Source organism: Oceanobacillus sp. MO10714A, assembly GCF_037072045.1.
In the GTDB taxonomy this organism is placed as follows: Bacteria; Bacillota; Bacilli; order Bacillales; family Amphibacillaceae; genus Oceanobacillus; species Oceanobacillus indicireducens.
Map to the genome: position 1 here is coordinate 21,186 of NZ_JAXHDC010000026.1, position 20,704 is coordinate 41,889.

15 protein-coding genes are annotated in these 20,704 nt (G+C 38.6%); 4 read left to right on the forward strand and 11 right to left on the reverse strand.

What is annotated here, in order from left to right:
* The 11 genes from SPD53_RS12910 to SPD53_RS12960 form a co-directional block, all read right to left on the reverse strand.
* Entirely contained in the window at positions 1–1,539 is a 1,539-nt protein-coding gene (locus SPD53_RS12910; protein WP_336252805.1) for an acyl-CoA carboxylase subunit beta, read from the reverse strand.
* 33 nt (positions 1,540–1,572) lie between these two features.
* On the reverse strand, positions 1,573–3,231 hold the full coding sequence (locus SPD53_RS12915) for an AMP-binding protein (protein ID WP_188856106.1): 1,659 nt from the start codon (positions 3,229–3,231) through the stop codon (positions 1,573–1,575).
* 196 nt (positions 3,232–3,427) lie between these two features.
* On the reverse strand, positions 3,428–5,029 hold the full coding sequence (locus SPD53_RS12920; protein ID WP_336252806.1) for a long-chain-fatty-acid--CoA ligase: 1,602 nt from the start codon (positions 5,027–5,029) through the stop codon (positions 3,428–3,430).
* Positions 5,030–5,107: 78 nt separating this feature from the next.
* On the reverse strand, positions 5,108–6,070 hold the full coding sequence (locus SPD53_RS12925) for a phosphotriesterase family protein (RefSeq protein ID WP_188856108.1): 963 nt from the start codon (positions 6,068–6,070) through the stop codon (positions 5,108–5,110).
* A 40-nt stretch (positions 6,071–6,110) separates the two neighbouring features.
* Positions 6,111–7,760, reverse strand: a complete 1,650-nt coding sequence (locus SPD53_RS12930) for a long-chain-fatty-acid--CoA ligase (protein ID WP_188856109.1) — start codon at positions 7,758–7,760, stop codon at positions 6,111–6,113.
* Positions 7,761–7,803: 43 nt separating this feature from the next.
* Positions 7,804–8,778, reverse strand: a complete 975-nt coding sequence (locus SPD53_RS12935; protein WP_188856208.1) for a quinone oxidoreductase family protein — start codon at positions 8,776–8,778, stop codon at positions 7,804–7,806.
* Positions 8,779–8,807: 29 nt separating this feature from the next.
* Positions 8,808–9,563, reverse strand: a complete 756-nt coding sequence (locus SPD53_RS12940) for a 2-phosphosulfolactate phosphatase (protein ID WP_336252807.1) — start codon at positions 9,561–9,563, stop codon at positions 8,808–8,810.
* A 4-nt stretch (positions 9,564–9,567) separates the two neighbouring features.
* A complete protein-coding gene (locus tag SPD53_RS12945) occupies positions 9,568–10,611 on the reverse strand; it encodes a phosphotransferase family protein (protein WP_188856209.1) in 1,044 nt (347 codons plus the stop codon).
* 171 nt (positions 10,612–10,782) lie between these two features.
* The gene (locus SPD53_RS12950) at positions 10,783–11,346 is read right to left on the reverse strand and encodes a TetR/AcrR family transcriptional regulator (protein ID WP_188856111.1); all 564 of its coding nucleotides are present in this window, start codon (positions 11,344–11,346) and stop codon (positions 10,783–10,785) included.
* Between the two features lie 65 nt (positions 11,347–11,411).
* Positions 11,412–12,188 carry an SDR family oxidoreductase gene (locus SPD53_RS12955; RefSeq protein ID WP_188856112.1) on the reverse strand — a complete coding sequence of 259 codons (777 nt, stop codon included), beginning with the start codon at positions 12,186–12,188 and terminating at the stop codon, positions 11,412–11,414.
* A gap of 1 nt (position 12,189) precedes the next feature.
* Positions 12,190–13,416 carry an acyl-CoA dehydrogenase gene (locus SPD53_RS12960; protein WP_336252808.1) on the reverse strand — a complete coding sequence of 409 codons (1,227 nt, stop codon included), beginning with the start codon at positions 13,414–13,416 and terminating at the stop codon, positions 12,190–12,192.
* A gap of 355 nt (positions 13,417–13,771) precedes the next feature.
* Between SPD53_RS12960 and SPD53_RS12965 the strand changes: the two genes are divergently transcribed.
* The 4 genes from SPD53_RS12965 (at position 13,772) to SPD53_RS12980 (ending at position 20,660) form a co-directional block, all read left to right on the forward strand.
* Positions 13,772–15,124 carry an aminotransferase family protein gene (locus SPD53_RS12965; RefSeq protein ID WP_336252809.1) on the forward strand — a complete coding sequence of 451 codons (1,353 nt, stop codon included), beginning with the start codon at positions 13,772–13,774 and terminating at the stop codon, positions 15,122–15,124.
* Between the two features lie 40 nt (positions 15,125–15,164).
* Positions 15,165–17,207, forward strand: coding sequence for a hydantoinase/oxoprolinase family protein (locus SPD53_RS12970; protein ID WP_336252810.1), 2,043 nt, complete (start codon positions 15,165–15,167; stop codon positions 17,205–17,207).
* A complete protein-coding gene (locus SPD53_RS12975) occupies positions 17,208–19,169 on the forward strand; it encodes a hydantoinase B/oxoprolinase family protein (protein WP_336252811.1) in 1,962 nt (653 codons plus the stop codon). It abuts the gene before it with no gap.
* A gap of 84 nt (positions 19,170–19,253) precedes the next feature.
* Positions 19,254–20,660: an APC family permease gene (locus tag SPD53_RS12980; protein ID WP_336252812.1), complete on the forward strand. Its 1,407-nt coding sequence runs from the start codon at positions 19,254–19,256 to the stop codon at positions 20,658–20,660.
* Positions 20,661–20,704: the final 44 nt, after the last annotated feature.

Genomic DNA, 20,704 nt, shown 5'->3' on the forward strand with positions numbered 1-20,704 from the left:
TTAAAACCCTGTCTGCCAATTAGCAAGTCTACGTTCACTCATGGATCCATTTTTCATGCAGGCATATTCTAATGTTTGAGAAAGAAACTTTCTTGTGTCTCTTGGATCGATGATATCGTCAATAAGATGTTTCCCTGCTGCTTTATATGGGGAACTGTCGAAACTCCATGATTCTAATAATTTTAATCGTTCCTCTTTCGCATTTTGCGATTGTTGAAGGTCACGGCCATAAACAACATTTATACCAACTTCAGGGCCAGTAAAATTTATCTCGGCTGTTGGCCAAGCAACTACAAAATCAGCCCCCATTGTTGGGCCGCACATATTCCCATAAGCGGCACCAATACTCTTTCGAATAACAATTGAAATTTTAGGTACTGTTGACTGCGCAAGAGCTTGATTCCACATCATAATCTTTGTAGGCATCTTTAATTTTTCAGCTTCACCGGATACTCTAAACCCCGGAATATCATGTAAGAAAACAAGTGGAATATGGTAAGAATCACAAAGACAAATAAATTCAGTCGCCTTTTCACATTCCTTAGGGCCTGCTGCGCCCGCGTATTTCAATGGTTGATTTGCGATAATACCTACTACTTTTCCATTAATACGAGCCAAAACAGTTATAAGCGCAGTTCCATATAAAGATTTTAATTCGAAGTAATTCCCATCATCAACAATTTGACGAATAACCTTTTTCATATCATAGGCACGTTGTCGTCTAGTCGGTACGAGATTAACAATCTCATCAAGTCTTCTATATGGATCATCTTTTGTCTCTTTAACCGGCGGCTCTTCACTTGAATGTAGTGGCATATAACTTAAATATTCCTTCATTTCCTGTATAGAGTCTTCCTCACTCGTAACAAAGCGATCTACTTGCCCAGTATAATTTGCATGAATTTCCCAACCACCGAGGGCTTCATTTGAAATCTTTTCACCTGTAGCGACTTCCAACATACGTGGTCCCGCTACTGCCATCGCGCTTCCTTTTACTTGTGTTACAAAATCTGATGTTACAGCTGTCCATGTTGGGCCGCCAAAGCTATCTCCTAAAATTGCAGTTATTAATGGAACTTTACGATTGTGGAGCAAAAGTTCTTGCGGAAACAACATCTGGCTTATCCCGTCAGACCCCATACCATCAGGCATCCTTAAGCCTCCACCTTCCATTAAATTCAATAACGGAAATCCGCGCTTAACGGCAAATTGATGTGCTGCCTTTGATTTACGAAAATAAACCATTCCTTCCGTTCCAGCAAGAACTGTTTTATCAGCTGCCTGCAATACAACTGGCCTTCCTTCTACTTTACCTAAACCCGTAATTATTCCATCACCAGCACTTTTCTCTTCAAAACCTAATTGGTCCGAATGGGCAAGTAATCCTAATTCTAAAAATGTATCCGGATCGACAAGCTTTTCTATTCGCTCTCTAGCAGTTAAATGACCATGTTTATGCAATCTTTCAAGCTTTTCTTTTCCACCTCCATACTTTGCTTGCTCTTTTCGCTCCCATAATTCCTCTATCATCCCGTCCATATAATTTCTCCTTCTTCGTTATAGTCCATTTATTTATCTATCCTCTTTTAAAAGTCTGCGTAGAACTTTACCAGAACTTGTTGCTGGTAAGCTATCAAGGAATTCTACATCACGCGGGTACTTATATGCTGCCATTTTTTCCTTTGACCATTTAATGATATCCCTTTCACTAACTTTTCCTTTATAAGCAGGATTCAATACAATATAAGCTTTTACACTCTCTCCTCTATTTTTATCTGGCACACCGATAGCCGCTACTTGTAAAATTGCCTCATGATCATTCAATAAAGCTTCAACATCTTCAGGAAAGACACTATACCCTGATGATTTAATCATTTCTTTTACCCGACCATTAAAATATAGAAATCCTTCCTCATCAAGCATCCCAATATCACCTGTAAACACCCAACCACCTTTTAGTGTTTCCTTTGTTGCGTCTGGTCGATTTAAATAACCTTTAAATACTCCAGGATTTTTTATAACAATTTCTCCTTGAACTCCTGGTGGTAAGTCTTCACCTGTTTCTATATCTACAATACGTATTTCTGTATCATACGTAGCAATACCACAAGTTCCAAATTTAATATTTTCAATCGGCATAAATGTATCACATGTATGTGTTTCACTTAATCCGTAAGAAGCTTCTAAAAGTACACAGCCTCCAGTGACTTTCTCCCAAGCTTCGGCTAGGTTTTGATCCACTTTCGTTCCAAAACTTGTTGCGAAGTTTAGTTCAAGTGATGTTAAATTCCTCTGTTCAATCTCTGGGAAATTAAGAATAGCAGCATTCATTGTAGCGACCGTATATAATTTATTTACTTTATAATCTTCAATTGCCTTTACAGCTGTTTCTACATCGAAACGCGTCAGCAAAATACATGATAAAGAATTATAAACAGGAAGATTAACTCCCATCACCATGCCAGCAATATGACAAAGGGGTGCAACTGCCAATGTAATATCTGATTGTTTCATTTGATATCCTTGAGCTGTTGCGGCTGTTTTAAACAGAGCATTCCCATATGTGAGCATCGCTGCTTTTGGCCTTCCCGTTGTTCCAGAGGTAAAAACCATCAAGCCAACATCTTCCCATATATCAATCTGTTCAGTCTCTGAAATTGGATTATTTGATTGTATTTCTTCTAGTAAATCGAAATTACTATTAAGTTTCTTTTTTTCAATTTTTAATTCGTCTGGTAATGGTAATGTTTTCGCCTCAGGAAGGAAATCTGTATAATGAGTAGTTATGATAAATTGGAGCGAGGTCGTCTGCTGTTTTACTGCTTCTACTTGTTCATACAATTCCTGAGCCGAAATGATAGCCTTAATTTCAGCTTCATTAATAAAATAGAGGAGCTCTGCTTCCTTGTACATTGGGCTCAATGGCACGACTATTGCACCAAGCATTTGAATTGCATAATGACAGATCAGATATTGGGGACAGTTCTGCATATATAATGCAATTCGATCGCCCTTTGAAACACCCTCCCCTTTAAGAAACTGTGCAAATCGGCGGGAATTATCACTTAGTTGTTGCCAAGTAATATTGTTTCCGTAATAAGTATAGGCAGTTTGTTGTGGATGGTTAATCGCGTTTTGTAGCAAATATTCATGTAATGGTTTCTCACCTAGACGATAGTGCAATGTTTCCTGCATATCACTTGGCCAGCTTTTCTTTAAAATGGATTTCATTTGCTCTACCTCCTGGTATAAGAGTCCTGTCTGAAAGTAACCCCTTCTTCAATCCCACGGTAGCATCCCAGTAAGCTATAACGATTCATTGTTCATTACATCCTATTTTTTCTAATACTGATTTGTAGATAATAAAATTTCATTCACAAAATTATTGATATTAAATCCCTCCACATTTGCATTTCATATCATCGTTTCAAACCGTCTCTTCTCTAATTTGCCGTCTTAAAATCTTGCCAACAGCTGTTTTAGGTAATTCCTTTCTAAACTCAATAATCCGCGGTACTTTATAAGCTGACAAATTCTTTTTACAGAAAGCAATTAATTCTTCCTCATCACATTTCATCCCATCTTTCAAGACGATTACAGCTTTCACTGTTTCTCCTCGGTAAGAATCAGGGACCCCTATAGCGACAGCTTCTTGGACTGCGGGATGTTGATAAATAACTTCTTCCACATCGCGAGGGTACACATTATACCCGCTTGCGATAATTAAGTCCTTTTTACGATCAACAATAAACAGATAGCCTTCTTCATCCATATAAGCAATATCTCCTGTGTAGAGCCAACCATCGCAAAGTGCATTCTCTGTCTCTTCAGGCATATTCCAGTACCCTTTCATGACTTGTGGTCCTTTAATAATAACCTCGCCAATTTCACCGGGTGGAAGCTCTTTCGAACCCTCTTCTAAATCAACAATTTTATAATCCGTAGAAGGTACTCCAATACCAACACTCCCAGGTTTTCTATTACCGAAAGACGGATTACAATGTGTTGTTGGTGAGGTTTCTGTGAGACCATATCCTTCTAATATTTTCGCACCGGTTTTTTCTTGGAATTTCTTTAATAACTCTACCGGCATTGGTGCACTACCACTATTACAAGTACGAATACTATCCAGACCATATGCTTCTACATCTGGATGGTTGATTAATGCAATATACATAGTAGGTACTCCAGGAAATGATGTTGGTTTGGTCTCCTTTATTGTTTGTAGGACTTCCTGAATTTCAAATTTAGGCAATAATATGCTTTTTGCACCTATAAAGATTGAAAGATTCATCGCTGAAGTCATTCCATACACATGGAAAAGTGGTATTGCAGTTAGAGTCCGCTCTTTTCCTAGTTCCATAGTATCTCGAAAGTACTCGTATGTTTGTAATACATTTGCAAATAAATTTCGATGGGTCAACATTGCCCCTTTTGAACGTCCCGTAGTTCCGCCTGTATATTGTAAAACTGCTATATCCTCAGATGGATTGAAGGCAACTTCGACTGGTAATTGCTTTGCTCTTTTCAAAAAGCTGTTAAATTCAATTGCTACACTGTCCCTCGTATCTTTACCTTCAAAATTAACTGTAATTATTCGTTTAACAGATGTATTTTCAATAATAGACCTCAAAACCGGTAGTAAATGTTCATAAATTATAATCGTTTCAGCATCTGAATCATTTAAAATGTATTCCAACTCTTTTTCTACAAGCATTGGGTTCAGCTGTGTTACGATATCACCAGCTTGTAATATTCCATAATAACTAATGACATATTGTGGACAATTCGGGAGCATAATTGCTACCCTTTCTCCTTGCTCAAACGCTTCTTGTTGAAGTGCGGCAGTAAAAGAATCTACCAACTCCCCTAACCTTTTATAGGTCATCTCATTTCCATAGAAATATAGGGCCGGGTTGTCACCATAATGGGTGATGGACTTCTTTAGGATTTCGGTTATTGGTTCGTCAGGTATACTAATTTCCTTTCTTATATAATCCGGATAATGTTTTAGCCATACTTTATCCATGAACAAATACCCCCTAAAAATTATTAAGTAAGCGCTTACTATAGAACATCTAGTACTAGTCATTCCGCCTCTATCATCCTATGTTTCTAAATAAAACATTTGCTTAATAATTTCTTCTGAGATACCCCGTGATTTTAAATCTGGTATAATATTTTCAAAAATGTGAGTCGGATACCAATCTTTTACTAATGTTGCAGTGTCGTCGTTCATTTCCAATGGACGCCCTAGCCAGTAATTAATGGAATCATGGGAGAGCATGATTTGTTTTTCATACCCCTCTTCAAGTAACTTTATAAGCGTATTTATACGCTCTTCATCCATTGGAGCTCCAACCAGTTTTTGAATTCCAAATCGATCAAAACCAATTTTTACTCCAGTTTTTAAAGTATCTCTTTGATAATCAATATTTGTATTGCCACACATATGACCGATAATAATTTTAGATGGTTCTACTCCTAATTCAATAAGCAATCTAGCCTGCTCAGGTCCCATTGTCCCCATCTGCGTATGCGTAATAATTCGAATACCTGTTTCTTTATGCACCTCTGCTGCTATATCGAAAAACATTTTTTCATACGGGGTGATTTCATCCTTACTTGAAGCAAGCTTAATTATTCCTGGTTTAATATCAGTCCCTGCTATACCTTCGTTGATCTCCGTCATGAACATTTCATAAATATCCTTTTCCGCCGTTCCTAACGAATCGCGAAACTTAAAATAGGTTGTAGCCCCTTCTCCTTCATAATAATAGCCAGTAGAACAAACTATCTGAATCCCTGTAGCCTCAGATATTTGTTTTAATAGTTCAGGATTTCTACCACATTCATTGGGGGTTGGATCTACAACTGTTTTAATTCCATACTTCTTAACAGCATTTGCAGCCTTTGTTCCCGCACTTAACGCTTCGTCTGCATTAAAGGGACCATTCGTTACATCACCACTGTATCCTGGATAGCCAAATATAAAATGTTCATGGATTAATGTCTTTCCCATATCTTCGACAGGAATCTTACCTGTGACCGTTTCAATCCATTCGCCCAAACCTATCAACTCCTTAAAGGATTTAAAATAATAGATTCTGTTAGCTTTTCTCTTGTAATTCTCTCCATAATATTTTTCCACTTGAAGTTGTTGGAAAGCTTTCGACAAACTCAATAATACGTGGATATTTATACGCTGCCATTTGACTTTTCGACCATTCTATAATTTCATCTTCCTTTATTTTACCGATAAAATCAGTCTTCAATATGATAAAGGCTTTTACAGTTTCTCCACGCTTTTTATCTGGAGCACTTACTACACATGCCTGTTCAACGGCTGGATGCTTATATAAGATAGCTTCCACTTCTGTCGGCCATACTTTAAATCCTGAAGCATTTATCATTCGCTTTAATCGATCCACAATAAAAAAGTACCCTTCTTCATCCATTTTCACAATATCACCTGTTCGAAAAAACTGTTTTCCATCTATCTCTATATGTGATACCTTATTCTCATCCTCTCGATTGTAATAGCCGGAAAAGACTTGGGGCCCATTGACCACAAGCTCTCCTAGTTCATGAGGTCCAACCTCACTTCCCGTAGCTAGGTCTATTACTCTAGCATCCACATCAAATGAAGGGATTCCCAAGCATTGTAATTTAGGACGATTTGGTGGATTGAAGTGCGTATGTGATATGGTCTCTGTCAGACCGTATCCCTCATAATAACGAAGACCTGTTCTCTCATACAATTGTTCTCCTACTGCTTCCGGAAGCGGTGCTCCTCCACCTCCTATTACTTGTAAGGAAGATAAGCTATAACTATTCATATTTGGATTTGATAAAAAGTCTATTAACATCGTGCTTATATTAATCCAATGTGTACAACCATGTCTCTCCATTTCCTTCGCTGCATAATCACGATCCCAACGGGTCATCATCACGATCGTACTACCTGATTGAATAGGGGCAAGTGCACTGTGAATTAACCCTGTTACATGAAATAATGGTAGAGTTAACAATGGAATCGCATCAGCTGTCATATTCATCCATAGGCTTGCTCCTACAGTATTTGCCTGAATTGTTCTATTGGGGTGAATACATCCTTTCGGCATCCCTGTTGTTCCAGACGTATAGGGAATCATTGCTACATCATCTTCTAAGCCATCATATTCATCTATTTGATAGGTTTCACTTAAAGCATCTTTCCAAAAAATAACATTAGATAGCTTTTGATTATTATTCGCAAGATTAGGTTTGAAATCATTATTCTCGTTATACTCACCTGAGTATTCGGAATACGAAGTTACTATGATATTATTCAAGGAAGTTTCTTTTATTAATGGGACTATATTGTCATACAATTCCTCCCCAATAATTGCATATTTAATATCGCAATCCTTCACATAAAACGCTAAGTCCTGCGTCGTGCTCATCGGATTAATTGGAACAACTACAGCCCGTAGGCGCAAAATAGCAAAGAAGCTTATGAGGTATTGTGGAGAATTCTGCATGAACAACAATACTTTCTCTTGCTTTTCTACCCCTAATTTCTTTTTTAAATACCCAGCAAGTATCTCGACTTCCTCAAGTAGCTCTGTATACGTAATACTTCTTCCATAATAATGTATGGCAATTTTATCAGGATATTTTTTTGTTGAAATGACTAGGTTATCATATATGGTTGTCTTCGGTATTGTTAAACTTTTAGATAAACGAGGCGGCCAAAACTTAAAATGATTTTTATTCATGTATAGACTCCTCCTCTTTAGCTATTGCATGAAATTATCTTTACTACGGAAGTAACACAAGCTTTCCTTTTGTTTCTCTTCCCTGCAACTTCCTATGAACTTTGGCAGCGTCGCTTAATGGATAAGTTCCGCCAATTGTGAGTACTAATTCACCGTTATTCATATACTCTAGTAGTTCCTGTAAGCTCTTTTGATACAAAGCAGGCTTATTCATTATCTGTGGTAGGAAAAATCCAATAATTGATTGATTACGTCGCATTAAAATTCTTGGATCAAATTCTGACTGTTCACCGCTCGCTGCGCCATAAATGACGAGCCTACCAAAAGCGGCCAAGCATTTCACTGTTTTATTAAAAACCTCTCCCCCTACCATTTCTAGAGCTAAATCAACACCTTTACCATCTGTTAATTCACGGATTTCCTTCTCCCATCCTTCCTCTGAATAATTAACAGTGTAGTTCGCTCCCATCTCCTTTGCAAAAGCTAATTTCTCCTTCGTACTTGCCGTTGCGATCACTTTTTTTGCTCCTATTTTTTTGGCAAGCTGTACTGCAATAGAGCCGACTCCTCCCGCAGCTGCGTGAACAAGCACTGTTTCTCCTTCTTCCAATCTCCCCATTGTTTTCAAAATATGATAAGCACTTAACCCTTGTAGTGGTAATGCAACAGCTCTTTCGAAAGACACATCTTTAGGAATCGGAATTAGCTGACTCGCATGCACAACAGCATATTCCGCATACCCTCCTGAACCGATTAACGTTACAACTCGCATTCCTTCCTTTATATCTTGGACATTTTTTCCAACCTTCTTTACTACCCCTGCGATTTCTGCGCCTGGAACAAATGGTAACGGTGTCGGTACAACATAATTACCTTCCCTCCTGGCGGTATCAGCATAATTCACACCAATAGCTTTTACTTCAATTAATACTTCATCTTGACTAAATGCTGGTATTTCCATCTCGATGAGTTCCAACACATCGGGACCACCAAATTCTTTAAATTGAATTCCTTTCATCATTCCACTTTCCTCCCGATTCTCACTCATTATTTTCCCTTACAAGTTTCCATTTTTTCCAAACAAATTATTTTCTTTTCCAATAGTATGGGTATAATCGATAATTCACCTTGTTTGCTAACAAATGCTAGATCTTGTTGGAGGTCGTGGGAGTGTAGCATTTGGCCAACTCTTGATTCACTTAGAACATTATAGGCTTCATGGGATAAATTTTGATAGAATATTTTAGATGCTGATGCGCTATCCGTTAATTCAATATTATTTAAACCATACTCTTTTACCAATTGCTCAATAAAATAACCAGCCCCATAAAAATCTTCAAGACAAAATTGATTCGATGATCCAGAGCAAACGACAATTATTGTCTCATTATCATAGGTCTTTATAATCTGTTTACTTACAGCCTCTCCATTTAACAAGGAAGCAATATAAACCTCTTTCGCTGGAGCTGATTGCCGTATCGCAACGGTTCCATTCGTAGTAGATAGTAAGACTGTTTTATTCTTTACATGTTCTTCTAATCTTGATGGGGCTGGGCTTAAAAACCCATCAATTGTAATACCGTCATATTCCCCAACGAGGGCAACATCCTCTGTTTTATAACCCTTAGCCATAAGAATTGCTTCTTCCCCATTCATTACAGGGATTACTTCTTTTGCACCAAATTGCAAACATGAAATGATTGTGGAGGTTGCCAGTAATACATCAAACACAACTGCAATTTTATCGTCACTCATTTGTACCGTATCTATTTCTTCCTTTTTGAGAAGCAAATGAACTTTCAACGAATCACAGCCCCCTCGCAGAATCCAATGCATATTGAATTAAAGTTTCTGTATATTGATCTAGCTGAGCAAATCTTGGATCACTCGTCTGTCCCTTAAAGTACCGATAATAAATTTGTTGACATATTACCGCTAGTTTAAAGTAAGCAAAAGTAAGGTAAAAATTAATCATTGATACGTCACGACCACTCCTATTTGCGTAATGTTCCAAAAATTCTTCTCGAGTAAAAAATCCCCCCCATGTTGTTACAGATGCTTTTCCTAACCCTGTTTTCAATTGTTCAGGATCATCTGGCTGTGTCCAATACGATAAAGCAACACCTAAATCTGCAAGGGGATCACCGACAGTTGTCATCTCCCAATCAAACAAACCAATCATTTCACTAAAGTCCTCAGAAAACATTGCATTATTTAGTTTATAATCATAATGAATAATTGTTGGTTTAGGTGAAGATGGAATACTTTTCCGCATCCAATTTGTTAATTCTTTGAGTCCAGAAATCTCACTTGTCTTTGCGTTATCATAACGCTTAATCCAACCAGCTACTTGACGCTCCATGAATCCATCTGGTTTTGTGATATGCTCTAATTCTGTTTTTTTATAATCAATACGATGTAATTCAACTAATCTTTCAACCATTAATTTTGAAATTTTCTTTCCTAATTGCTCGTCATAAGTTACCCCTTCAGGAAAAGTTGAATCAAGAACTATGCCTTTTCTGCGTTCCATGATAAAAAAAGGGCTTCCCACAACTTCCTCATTTTTCGAAAAGTGATAAGGTTTTGGTGCTGTTGGGTATAATGGATATAAACTAGATAATATCTTGTATTCCCTTTCCATATCATGAGCTTTTGGAGCAACCGGTCCAAGGGGAGGTCGTCGTAATACTGCCTCCCACGCTCCTATTCGCAATAGATAGGTAAGGTTAGATGCTCCTGCACCGAATTGTTCAATTTCTAATTCTCCACTTGGAACTTCAGGCATCTTTTCCCGAATATAATGATAAAGTGTTTTCCTATCCAGCTCTTCACCTTTTCTAACAGGCATTGTGTCTCTATATAAAGATTTCACCTATCTATCTCCTCTCACGACACTGCTCATTATGCAGCTTATTAGCAATATATCGGGACTTTCGTTTGCATACTATCCGGTCAGCATGCAAAGCATATTCTATTAGTAAATAGTAAAAATGAAATTTGTAGAGCCAAAGTTACAATACTACTTTTCTATACCAGTTAGTATCATTTTAGAATAAATGGATACCAATTGTTCTGGCGTTACTTCACCTTCTGTTTTATACCAATTATAACTCCAGTTTGTTATCCCAACTATTCCAAATGAAATCATATCTGGACGTAAATCATCTCTAATTTCCCCATGTTTAATTCCTTCCTCAACAATACTTTCAATATTTAAGCGGAATTGTTTACGCTTCTCTTTGATTATTTTAATGTGCTTTTCGGATAAATGTCGCATCTCACGGAAAAAGACACGAGCACTTGAACCATTTTCAACAATGTCTGTAATTATTAAACGAATAATTTCAATTAATTGGTCTTTATATGATGTGTAACTTCTGTTTATAATTTCATACTGAGCTTCTAATAATTTTGTTATATATTCCTCATGAATATCCATTAATAATTGCTCTTTACTAGAATAGTAGTAATAAAATGTACCTTTTGTAACATCTAGTTCATCCACTATATCTTGAATGGAAGTGGTACTAAAGCCCTTTTTTTCAAATAATAAAATACTTTGTTTTACAATTTCACTTTTCATTTGTCTGACCTCGCAAGTTTATAATTTTGTTACTCTTAACTTACCACAAGGTCTGTAATATTTCACTAAGCAAAAGCGTGAGATCCGCCATCAACAGTTAAAATATCACCTGTTACAAAGTCCGATGCTTTTGACGCGAGAAATAATGCAGCTCCTTTCAAATCTTGGTCATTCCCAAATCGATTCAAGGGTGTTCCTTGTAAAATTTCGTCTCCCCCTTTTTCTAATAATCCCCGTGCCATTTTTGTTGGAAAAAAACCTGGGGCGATCGCATTTACATTTATATTATGTTTTCCCCATTTTACTGCCAAATCTTTTGTAAACGTTATAACAGCACCTTTGCTCGTATTATATCCTATCGTATCCATCACTTCAGGGTTTGTACCGCCAAAACCAGCGATCGAAGCGATATTGATAATTTTCCCTTTATTTTGGTCTATCATTACCTTTCCAACTTCTAAACTCATGAGATAAGTTCCAGTAATATTCACATCTATCACCTTATGCCATGCCTCTATTGGCATATCAACAACTGATGCACCCCATGTAGCTCCGCTGTTATTCACTAAAATATCAATGGACCCGAAATGTTCTACCGTTTCTTTAACAACCCTCTTTATATCGTCATGGTTCGTTACATCACAACTAAATGCTAACGAATCGACTCCTAGCTTCTTTAGTTCCTCGCTTGTTTCTTTACAGGACTCCAATTTCCGGGAACAAACAACAACATTTGCTCCTGCTTCTGCAAAAGCTTGTGCCATTTGTGCCCCCAATCCACGTCCACCACCAGTAATAATTGCTGTTTTTCCTTCTAATCGAAACAAATCGAATACAGTCACTTTAATATACCTCCTGAGCTAGCTTATGCTTTTTAAGTTCTAATCTAGCAAGTTGGCGACGGTGTACCTCATCTGGTCCATCCGCAAGTCTTAGTGTTCGCGAATTTGCCCAATGGTTTGCTAAGGTGAAATCTTCACTAACTCCCGCACCACCATGTGCTTGAATGGCTCGATCAATGACTCTAAGTGCCATACTTGGTGCAACAACTTTAATCATCGCAATTTCAGCTTTTGCTTCTTTATTTCCTACCGTATCCATCATATATGCGGCTTTTAGAGTTAGTAAACGTGCTTGCTCAATTTCAATACGGGAATCTGCAATCCATTCCTGAACAACACCTTGCTCAGCAATTTTCTTACCAAAAGCTTCCCTATATTGAGCGCGCTTACATAGATCTTCAAGTGCACGTTCCGCAGCTCCAATTAAACGCATGCAATGATGAATTCTTCCAGGGCCTAAACGTCCTTGAGCGATAGCAAACCCCTTGCCTTCGTCCCAAAGCATATTCTCTGCTGGAACTCTTACGTTATCATAAACAATTTCTGCATGACCATGGGGCGCATCATCATAACCAAAAACTGGAAGCATGCGCTCAATTTTGACGCCTTTTGTATCTAACGGAACAAGAATCATAGATTGTTGTTCATACTTCTCTGCCTTTGGATCATTTTTTCCCATGACGATTGAAATTTTACAACGAGGATCTCCAGCACCGGACGTCCACCATTTACGTCCATTAATAACATATTCGTCACCATCCCTTATAATACTCGTTTCGATATTCGTTGCATCACTCGAAGCAACATCGGGCTCTGTCATCGAGAAGCATGAACGAATTTCACCTTCAAGAAGGGGCTCAAGCCATTGCTTTTTTTGTTGTTCTGAACCATAACGTACTAACACTTCCATATTACCGGTATCAGGTGCACTGCAATTAAATACTTCAGGACCTATCATGGATCTTCCCATTATTTCACAAAGCGGAGCATACTCGAGATTTGTTAATCCTGCACCATACTCACTTTCCGGTAAAAACAAATTCCATAATCCTTCTGCCTTCGCTTTCTCTTTCAATTCTTCCATAATTGGAGGTACAGTGGACCATCTAGTTTCCTGTTGATTTAACTGCTCCTTATAAACCTTCTCGTTGGGATAGACATACTTCTCCATGAAGTCATTAAGCTTTTTCTGCAATTTAACTACTTTTTCTGTGTAGGTAAATTCCATTTTTTATTCCTCCTCATATTTTATTCTAACAACTAACCTACCGGATAGTATTTTTTGAATCTTTTGTATTATTATAACAAACAATTATTAGAAAGCAATGTTTTTTTAGATTATCATCCAAAAATGAAGCACTTATATTAAAATAACTTTTTCTTGACAAGCAATTCAATATTCGTTAAATTGAAAATAATAGAATATTATAAGCTGCTTAGTCTAATTGACTCTATTGCAGAAATAGAGCAATCCATTAGATAAAACCAGTTATATTGTGCAGATGTATGGAAATATTCTTCCCTATGCCTCTGCCAGTATTGCTGGTTTTTTATATTTTCCATCATTTTAAGGAGGCGTAAATATGGAACAAGAAAAATTAATTGAATTGGACAAGAAGCATTTCATTCATCCTACTTCATCGATTCAGCAACAGCAAAAAGACGGAGCGAAAATGATTGTTGAGAAAGGCGATGGAATTTATTTAACGGATAGAAATGATAACGTTTACATTGATGCGATGTCATCTCTATGGAATGTGAATGTTGGTCACGGAAGAGAGGAACTCGCTGAAGCGGCCGCCGAACAAATGAAAAAGTTAGCTTTTAGTTCGACTTTTTCTACTTTCAGCCATGAGCCAGCGATATTACTTGCTGAAAAAATAAGCTCTCTTGCTCCCGAGGGATTAAACGCAGTCTTCTTTACATCCGGTGGCTCCGAATCAAATGATACAGCAATCAAACTCGCAAGACACTATTGGAGGGTTCAGGATAAACCGGAGAAACGGAAAATTATTGGAATCAACCGAGCTTATCATGGTGTTGCTGCTGCCTCAACAAGCGCTACAGGCATTCCTGAATTTTGGAATATGGCAGGTAAAATGATGACAGATATTTATCACGCTGATAATCCATATGGCATCGGCAAGGATAAAGCTCTTTCCTCACTCCGGTCCGTTATTGAAACAGAAGGTCCAGAAACAGTTGCCGCCTTTATTGCAGAACCGATTCAGGGAGCTGGCGGTGTACTCGTTCCACCAGAAAATTACTTGCAAGAGGTACGAAATCTTTGCGACGAGTACGGAATTTTGTATATTGCGGATGAAGTGATTACTGGCTTTGGGCGCACTGGAAAATGGTTTGGTGTTGAAAATTACGGTGTTATTCCAGACATTATTTCTTTTGCGAAAGGCGTTACAAGCGGGTATATCCAGCTTGGTGGAGTTATTGTCTCTGATCAGATCCATGACGTTTTAAAAGAAAAGTCTGCCGGTACCCTTTTCCATGGTTACACGTATAGTGGCCACCCTACCGCAACTGCTGTTGGACTCAAAAATATTGAAATCATGGAAAATGAAGGACTGCTAGAGAATGCACAGAAAATGGGAGAGGTCATGCTCAAAAGCTTTAAAAAGCTTAAAGAAGAACTCGATATTGTTGGGGATGTTCGTGCTGTTGGCTTACTTGGTGCCGTAGAGCTTGTGGAAGATCCTGCCACAAATAAGCGATTTGCAAGTGACTTACAAGTAGCTCCAAAAGTAATCGAAGCGCTGCATCAGCGTGGTGTAATTTGTCGTGCTGTTACCTACGAAGGAACAGACATTATCTGCTTCTGCCCACCGCTTATTATTAATGAACAACAAATTGAAACAATGATAGAGAGACTTCATGATGCGATTAAAGAAGTGAGAAAAGGGCTTACTACTGTTTTGAAATAATAGACACGCCGAAATTTGAATTAAAAACGGGAGGAATATCATGGGTAAATATCGAGTAGCAGTAGATGTTGGGGGCACATTTACAGATGTATTTGTTTTTGATGAGAAGTCCAAAGATATCTTTATTGCAAAGACCACATCAATCCCTACAAATCCAGAAATTGGAGTCATAAATGGAATTGAAGCCGCTAATATTTCTGGTGACGACATATCAGTCTTTTCTCACGGTACAACGGCTGGAACAAATGCTTTAATCGAAAGAAAACTCCCAAAGACGGCTCTAGTGACTACAAAAGGATTTCGGGATGTAACAGAAATCCGAAGAGGAACGAAATTAGACTTATGGGACGCTTATAAAGACGTCGCACCTCCTTATATAAGAAGACGAGACCGTTTTGAAATAAATGAACGTGTGGACTATTCGGGGAATATCCTTGTTTCAGTTGATGAACAAGAAGTAATCGAACTTGCAAGAATCCTAAAAAGGAGAAAAGTGGAGTCCATCGCGATCAGCTTTATGAATGCCTATGTTAATGGTGATAATGAACGGAGCGTAAAAGAAATTTTACAGAGAGAACTACCTGGCGTGTATATTTCGACATCCAGTGAAGTTTTACCCGAGATTTTTGAGCATGAACGGACAAGTACTACTATTATTAATTCAGTCTTAGGGCCAAAAGTAACTAAATATATTGACGTGCTCCAAAATCAGATTAAAGCAAAAGGCTATGATGGAGAAATTTTGGTTCTTCATTCCGGCGGTGGAGTTATGACTTCTGAAAACGTCCAGAAGTATGCAGGGCGCCTCGCCAGCTCAGGGATAGCAGCAGGAGCAATCGCCAGTAAATATATCGCGGAACTATGTGGATTTAAAAATGCAATTGGACTGGATATGGGTGGTACGAGTACAGACATTTCTTTAGTGTATGATGGCGAATTAAAAACAACAAAAGAATGGTATATCGAATATGGTTATCCAATTGGTTTTCCGAGTATCGAAATTATGACTATAGGAGCAGGCGGAGGAAGTATTGCCAGGATAGATAAAGGTGGATCATTACGGAACGGACCTGAAAGTGCGGGTTCCGAACCTGGTCCTGCCTGTTATGATCTTGGCGGGACAGAACCGACAAATACAGATGCCAATTTAATATTAGGACGACTCAATGAATCTTTATTAGGCGGAGAGATGACTCTAAATAAAGATGCTTCACAAAAAGCACTGGAACCAATTTGCGAAATGTATGGCTATAACGAATTTGAAGCAGCTGATGCAATATTAAAAGTTGCGAATGCGAATATGTCTGATGCTCTTCGGCTCATTTCTGTTCGTAAGGGATACGACCCACGTGACTTTGCATTAGTTGCTTTTGGAGGCGCAGGTGCTCTGCACAGTGCCTATCTTGCAAAAGAGTTAAGTATTCCAAAAGTCATCGTTCCAGCACATCCTGGTGTTGCTGCTGCTTTAGGTTGTTTGCTTGTTGATTTTCGCCACGACATAACCAAAACATATGTAGCGAATACAGAAGATATAGAGACAGACACCATTGAACAGGAATTTATAAAAATGGAACAAGAAGCTATAAAACTATTGAAAAATGAAGGTATAGACAAGGAATCTATGAATTTAATCCGACATCTGGAAATGCGGTATGTCGGCCAGTGGCGCTCTTTAGAAGTCACTGTAGGTAGGAATTTAACATCTCTGGATGCTGCACTGGAAAACTTTCACAAGGAACATGAGCGAGCCTATGCGTTTTCCAATCCTGACCAAAGTGTAGAAGTCTACGGTTTCCGTATAGAAGCTGTCGGCATTGTACCAAAACCCGAACTACCGAAAGAAGAATCTGTAGGAACATTGATTGAAGCCTTAAGAGAATACCGAAATGTATATTTTGAAGAAGCTGGCGGCTTCATAAATACTCCAATCTATCATCGTCTATCTGTACCAGTGGGCTCTATTATAAGTGGACCAGCAGTAGTCGAGCAATTGGATTCTACCGTCGTTATACCTCCAGATTTTGTTGCTGAAGTGGATAACTATAAAAACATAATTATTTCATTAAAAGGTGTGGTGGAATAAATGGAGAATATATTTAAGACAAAATTAGATCCTGTTACCTTTGAAGTTTTGAAAAATGGTTTTGTTAATTTGGTAGACCAAATGTCCGAACAAATTCTTCGTACCTGCTATTCCTTTGTTATTTATAATCGTGACTTCAGTTCATCATTATGTGATGCTGAAGGAAATACAGTCATGCAAGGAACCCAGGATATTGCAGTCCACGTTGGCACTCTTCACTTAACTGCCAAAGCAGTTATTGAAGATTTTGGGAATGACATTCACCCGGGGGACGTTTTCTTAGTAAACGATCCCTACCGCGGAGGTACACATTTTAATGATGTACGAGTCATTCGTCCTGTTTTTCATAAAGGTAAACTAATTGCTTTTATGCAATCAAATGGACACTGGGCAGATATGGGTGGATCGGTTCCAGGATCATTTGATGTAAGTTCAAGAGATCATTACGGTGAAGGAGTCCGGATACCGCCAGTTCGCGTATGGAATGAGGGTAAGTATTTGGAAGATGTTGCGAACTTACTCATTTCTAATATGAGGGTTCCAGAAGAAAGACTTGGTGATTTACGTTCGCAAGCCGAAGCGACCAAAGTCGGAGAAAAAGAGCTCCTTCGATTGGTTGCTAAATATGGTGTCGATACGGTATTAACAGCTTTTGATGAAGTACAGGACTATGTCGAGCGACTGACTAGAGCAAACATCAAGGAGCTTCCAAACGGAACTTGGGAAACTGTTGACTATATAGACATGGATCCAGAACTCGGTGATGGATTAATTCCTATTAAAGTAAAAATGACAATCAATGATGACGAGATTTTCTATGACTTGGATGGAACCCATGCTTCTATCAGCTGTTTTCTGAACTCATCTTTTGGGGCTTCCCTATCAGGCTTGTACGCAGGAACGAAAACGTTTTTTCCCGATATTCCTTTAAACTCAGGATTTTATCGTGTTGTACATGCCAATCTTCCCGAGAATTCTGTTGTTAATGCACCTTGGCCAGTTGCTGTTACCGGTTTCTGTTCAGGACCCTATGAAAAAATTATGAACGCATGCTTTGAGTTATGGTCTTATGTGATACCCGAACGAGCACTTGCCTGTTCTTTTAACCTTGAGTATCTATTAATCGGTGGATGGGATCAACGTGATCGCTACGATAACTTCTTCATGTGGTACGACTGGATGGCTGGTGGTCATGGTGGTAGAAGCGACAGAGATGGTGCAAATGCAATGTCACCTGTATTTGGAGCCGGATTGAGTGTGCAGCCATGTGAAGGTCAAGAACGCTTAACGCCAGTCGTTACTTCCTACCATCAAATTATTATAGATTCGGGTGGACCTGGTGAATTCAGAGGTGGGTGTGGTGTAGAAAAAGGTGGTACATTAACTAATATTACCGATACGGTTATGTCCGTTTGTTGTGACCGCTCTCGTTCTGTAACATGGGGTATTTATGGTGGCCTCCCTTCTAATCCACATGGAAATTGGTTGAACCCTGGAACAGATAAAGAACAATTTCTCGGTGCTTTCTTTTCTAATATAAAGGTAGAAGAAGGTGATAGCTTTTCTAGACCTTCAGCAGGTGGCGGAGGACTTGGCGATCCTTTGAATCGACTTTCAGAAGCAGTTTTAGAAGATGTTATTGATGGATACGTATCAATCGAACGAGCAAAAAAAGATTACGGCGTTATCATTAAAGAGATTGATTCTGAATTAGATTTATATGAAGTGTTAGATAATGAAACAGCTAAGGAAAGAGAATATATCCGAAGAAACCGAAAAGATTGGTTACTAGAAGATGTAAATGTGGTTCATGAATTATATAAAAAGGGTGAGATTGACGAATTAGATTTAATTCGTCAATACGGAGTGCTAATTGATTTTGCAACTGGCGAGGTACTATATAAATCAACAGAACAATTCAGAGAAATGCTCCAAAAACGTTCTGTATCATACTGGGATTAAGAACTATATAGAATAAATGCACAGGTGGGATTCCTTCCTAAAACGAATCCCACCTCATACTACATTCCAGTAAGGAGGGCTTACATGGATTCAGACCAAAAACTTCTAAAACTGTTAGGAAATAAGGACGTACTAGCACTTGCCTTTGGCGCTATGATTGGCTGGGGCTGGGTTGTCACGACAGGTATTTGGATTAATGAAGCGGGATCTTTAGGGGCTATTTTAGCTTTTGTTATTGGCGGGATTATGGTAGTCTTCGTAGGTCTTACTTACGCGGAGCTCGCTGCTGCGATGCCGCTCGTTGGTGGAGAATTTGTCTATACGTATAAAGCGATGGGCAGGGTACTGTCCTTTATCACAACATGGGCCATCATCTTCGGTTATGTATCTGTTGTCGCTTTTGAAGCGGTTGCCTTACCGACAGTGTTCGAATATTTAATTCCCAATTTCAGCCAAGGCTATTTGTACACAATCCAAGGCTGGGATGTAACGCTTACTTGGGCAGGTACTGGAATGGTTGGCTCGATTCTTATTGCATGGGTGAACTATCGCGGTATCAAACTAACTTCTTTCATCAATATCGTACTGACATTATTAATAATTATCGCAGGTATTTTACTTATTACAGGCAGTAGTGTTTCCGGCACAACTGCAACAATGGAACCATTCTTTCAAAAAGGATTTTCCGGATTACTGACCGTTATCGTCATGACTCCATTCATGTTTGTTGGCTTTGATGTGATCCCTCAAGCTGCAGAAGAAATAAATCTACCGAAAAAACGAATTGGTCAACTACTTATTTTTTCTGTTATTTTGGCGGTTATCTGGTATGTTTCTATTATTTTTGGTGTTTCACGGGTCATGACACCTTCAGAACTTGCAGCAACAAACTTAGCAACTGCGGATGCGATGAGTAACGCTTATGGCGGAAGTCAATTAATGGCTAATATTCTTGTCCTTGGCGGAATCGGCGGGATTTTGACAAGCTGGTTAGGTTTTTACGTTGGTGGTAGTAGAGCAATTTATGCCCTCGCAAAAGCTGGCATGTTACCAAAATTCCTAGGCGAGTTACACCCTAAATACCGGACTCCACATAAGGCAATCATTCTTATCGCAGTTATGTCCACGATGGCACCACTGCTCGGCCGCCCTGCTCTTGTCTGGTTTGTCGATGCTGGTGGAATCGGGCTTGTGATTGGTTGGTCCATGGTCGCACTTTCCTTTGTCATCCTCAGAAAAAAAGCACCGGAAATGGAGCGGCCATTCAAACTTCGCGGCGGATCGGTACTTGGCTGGATTGCAACCATCCTCGCATTTGGAATCGCCACTTTATATTTACCAGGCATGCCATCCGCTTTAGGTATTCCAGAATGGATCATTATCGGATTCTGGTTCTTAATTGGAGCAGCTTTTTATAATTATTCTATGCGTAAATATGGAAAAGAAAACGTAGAAGAACATATGAAAAAAGAAATTGACCGCATCGCTTAATATTGTTTACAAAAATTTTAGAATATACTATAATAAAACTAATG

Excerpts from the sequence above, each read along its gene's own strand:
- SPD53_RS12980 (WP_336252812.1), top strand. The coding sequence starts at position 19,254 with ATGGATTCAGACCAAAAACTTCTAAAACTGTTAGGAAATAAGGACGTA.
- SPD53_RS12915 (WP_188856106.1), bottom strand. The coding sequence starts at position 3,231 with ATGAAATCCATTTTAAAGAAAAGCTGGCCAAGTGATATGCAGGAAACA.
- SPD53_RS12975 (WP_336252811.1), top strand. The coding sequence starts at position 17,208 with ATGGAGAATATATTTAAGACAAAATTAGATCCTGTTACCTTTGAAGTT.
- SPD53_RS12935 (WP_188856208.1), bottom strand. The coding sequence starts at position 8,778 with ATGAAAGGAATTCAATTTAAAGAATTTGGTGGTCCCGATGTGTTGGAA.
- SPD53_RS12960 (WP_336252808.1), bottom strand. The coding sequence starts at position 13,416 with ATGGAATTTACCTACACAGAAAAAGTAGTTAAATTGCAGAAAAAGCTT.
- SPD53_RS12920 (WP_336252806.1), bottom strand. The coding sequence starts at position 5,029 with ATGGATAAAGTATGGCTAAAACATTATCCGGATTATATAAGAAAGGAA.
- SPD53_RS12965 (WP_336252809.1), top strand. The coding sequence starts at position 13,772 with ATGGAACAAGAAAAATTAATTGAATTGGACAAGAAGCATTTCATTCAT.
- SPD53_RS12910 (WP_336252805.1), bottom strand. The coding sequence starts at position 1,539 with ATGGACGGGATGATAGAGGAATTATGGGAGCGAAAAGAGCAAGCAAAG.
- SPD53_RS12930 (WP_188856109.1), bottom strand. The coding sequence starts at position 7,760 with ATGAATAAAAATCATTTTAAGTTTTGGCCGCCTCGTTTATCTAAAAGT.
- SPD53_RS12950 (WP_188856111.1), bottom strand. The coding sequence starts at position 11,346 with ATGAAAAGTGAAATTGTAAAACAAAGTATTTTATTATTTGAAAAAAAG.
- SPD53_RS12945 (WP_188856209.1), bottom strand. The coding sequence starts at position 10,611 with ATGCCTGTTAGAAAAGGTGAAGAGCTGGATAGGAAAACACTTTATCAT.
- SPD53_RS12970 (WP_336252810.1), top strand. The coding sequence starts at position 15,165 with ATGGGTAAATATCGAGTAGCAGTAGATGTTGGGGGCACATTTACAGAT.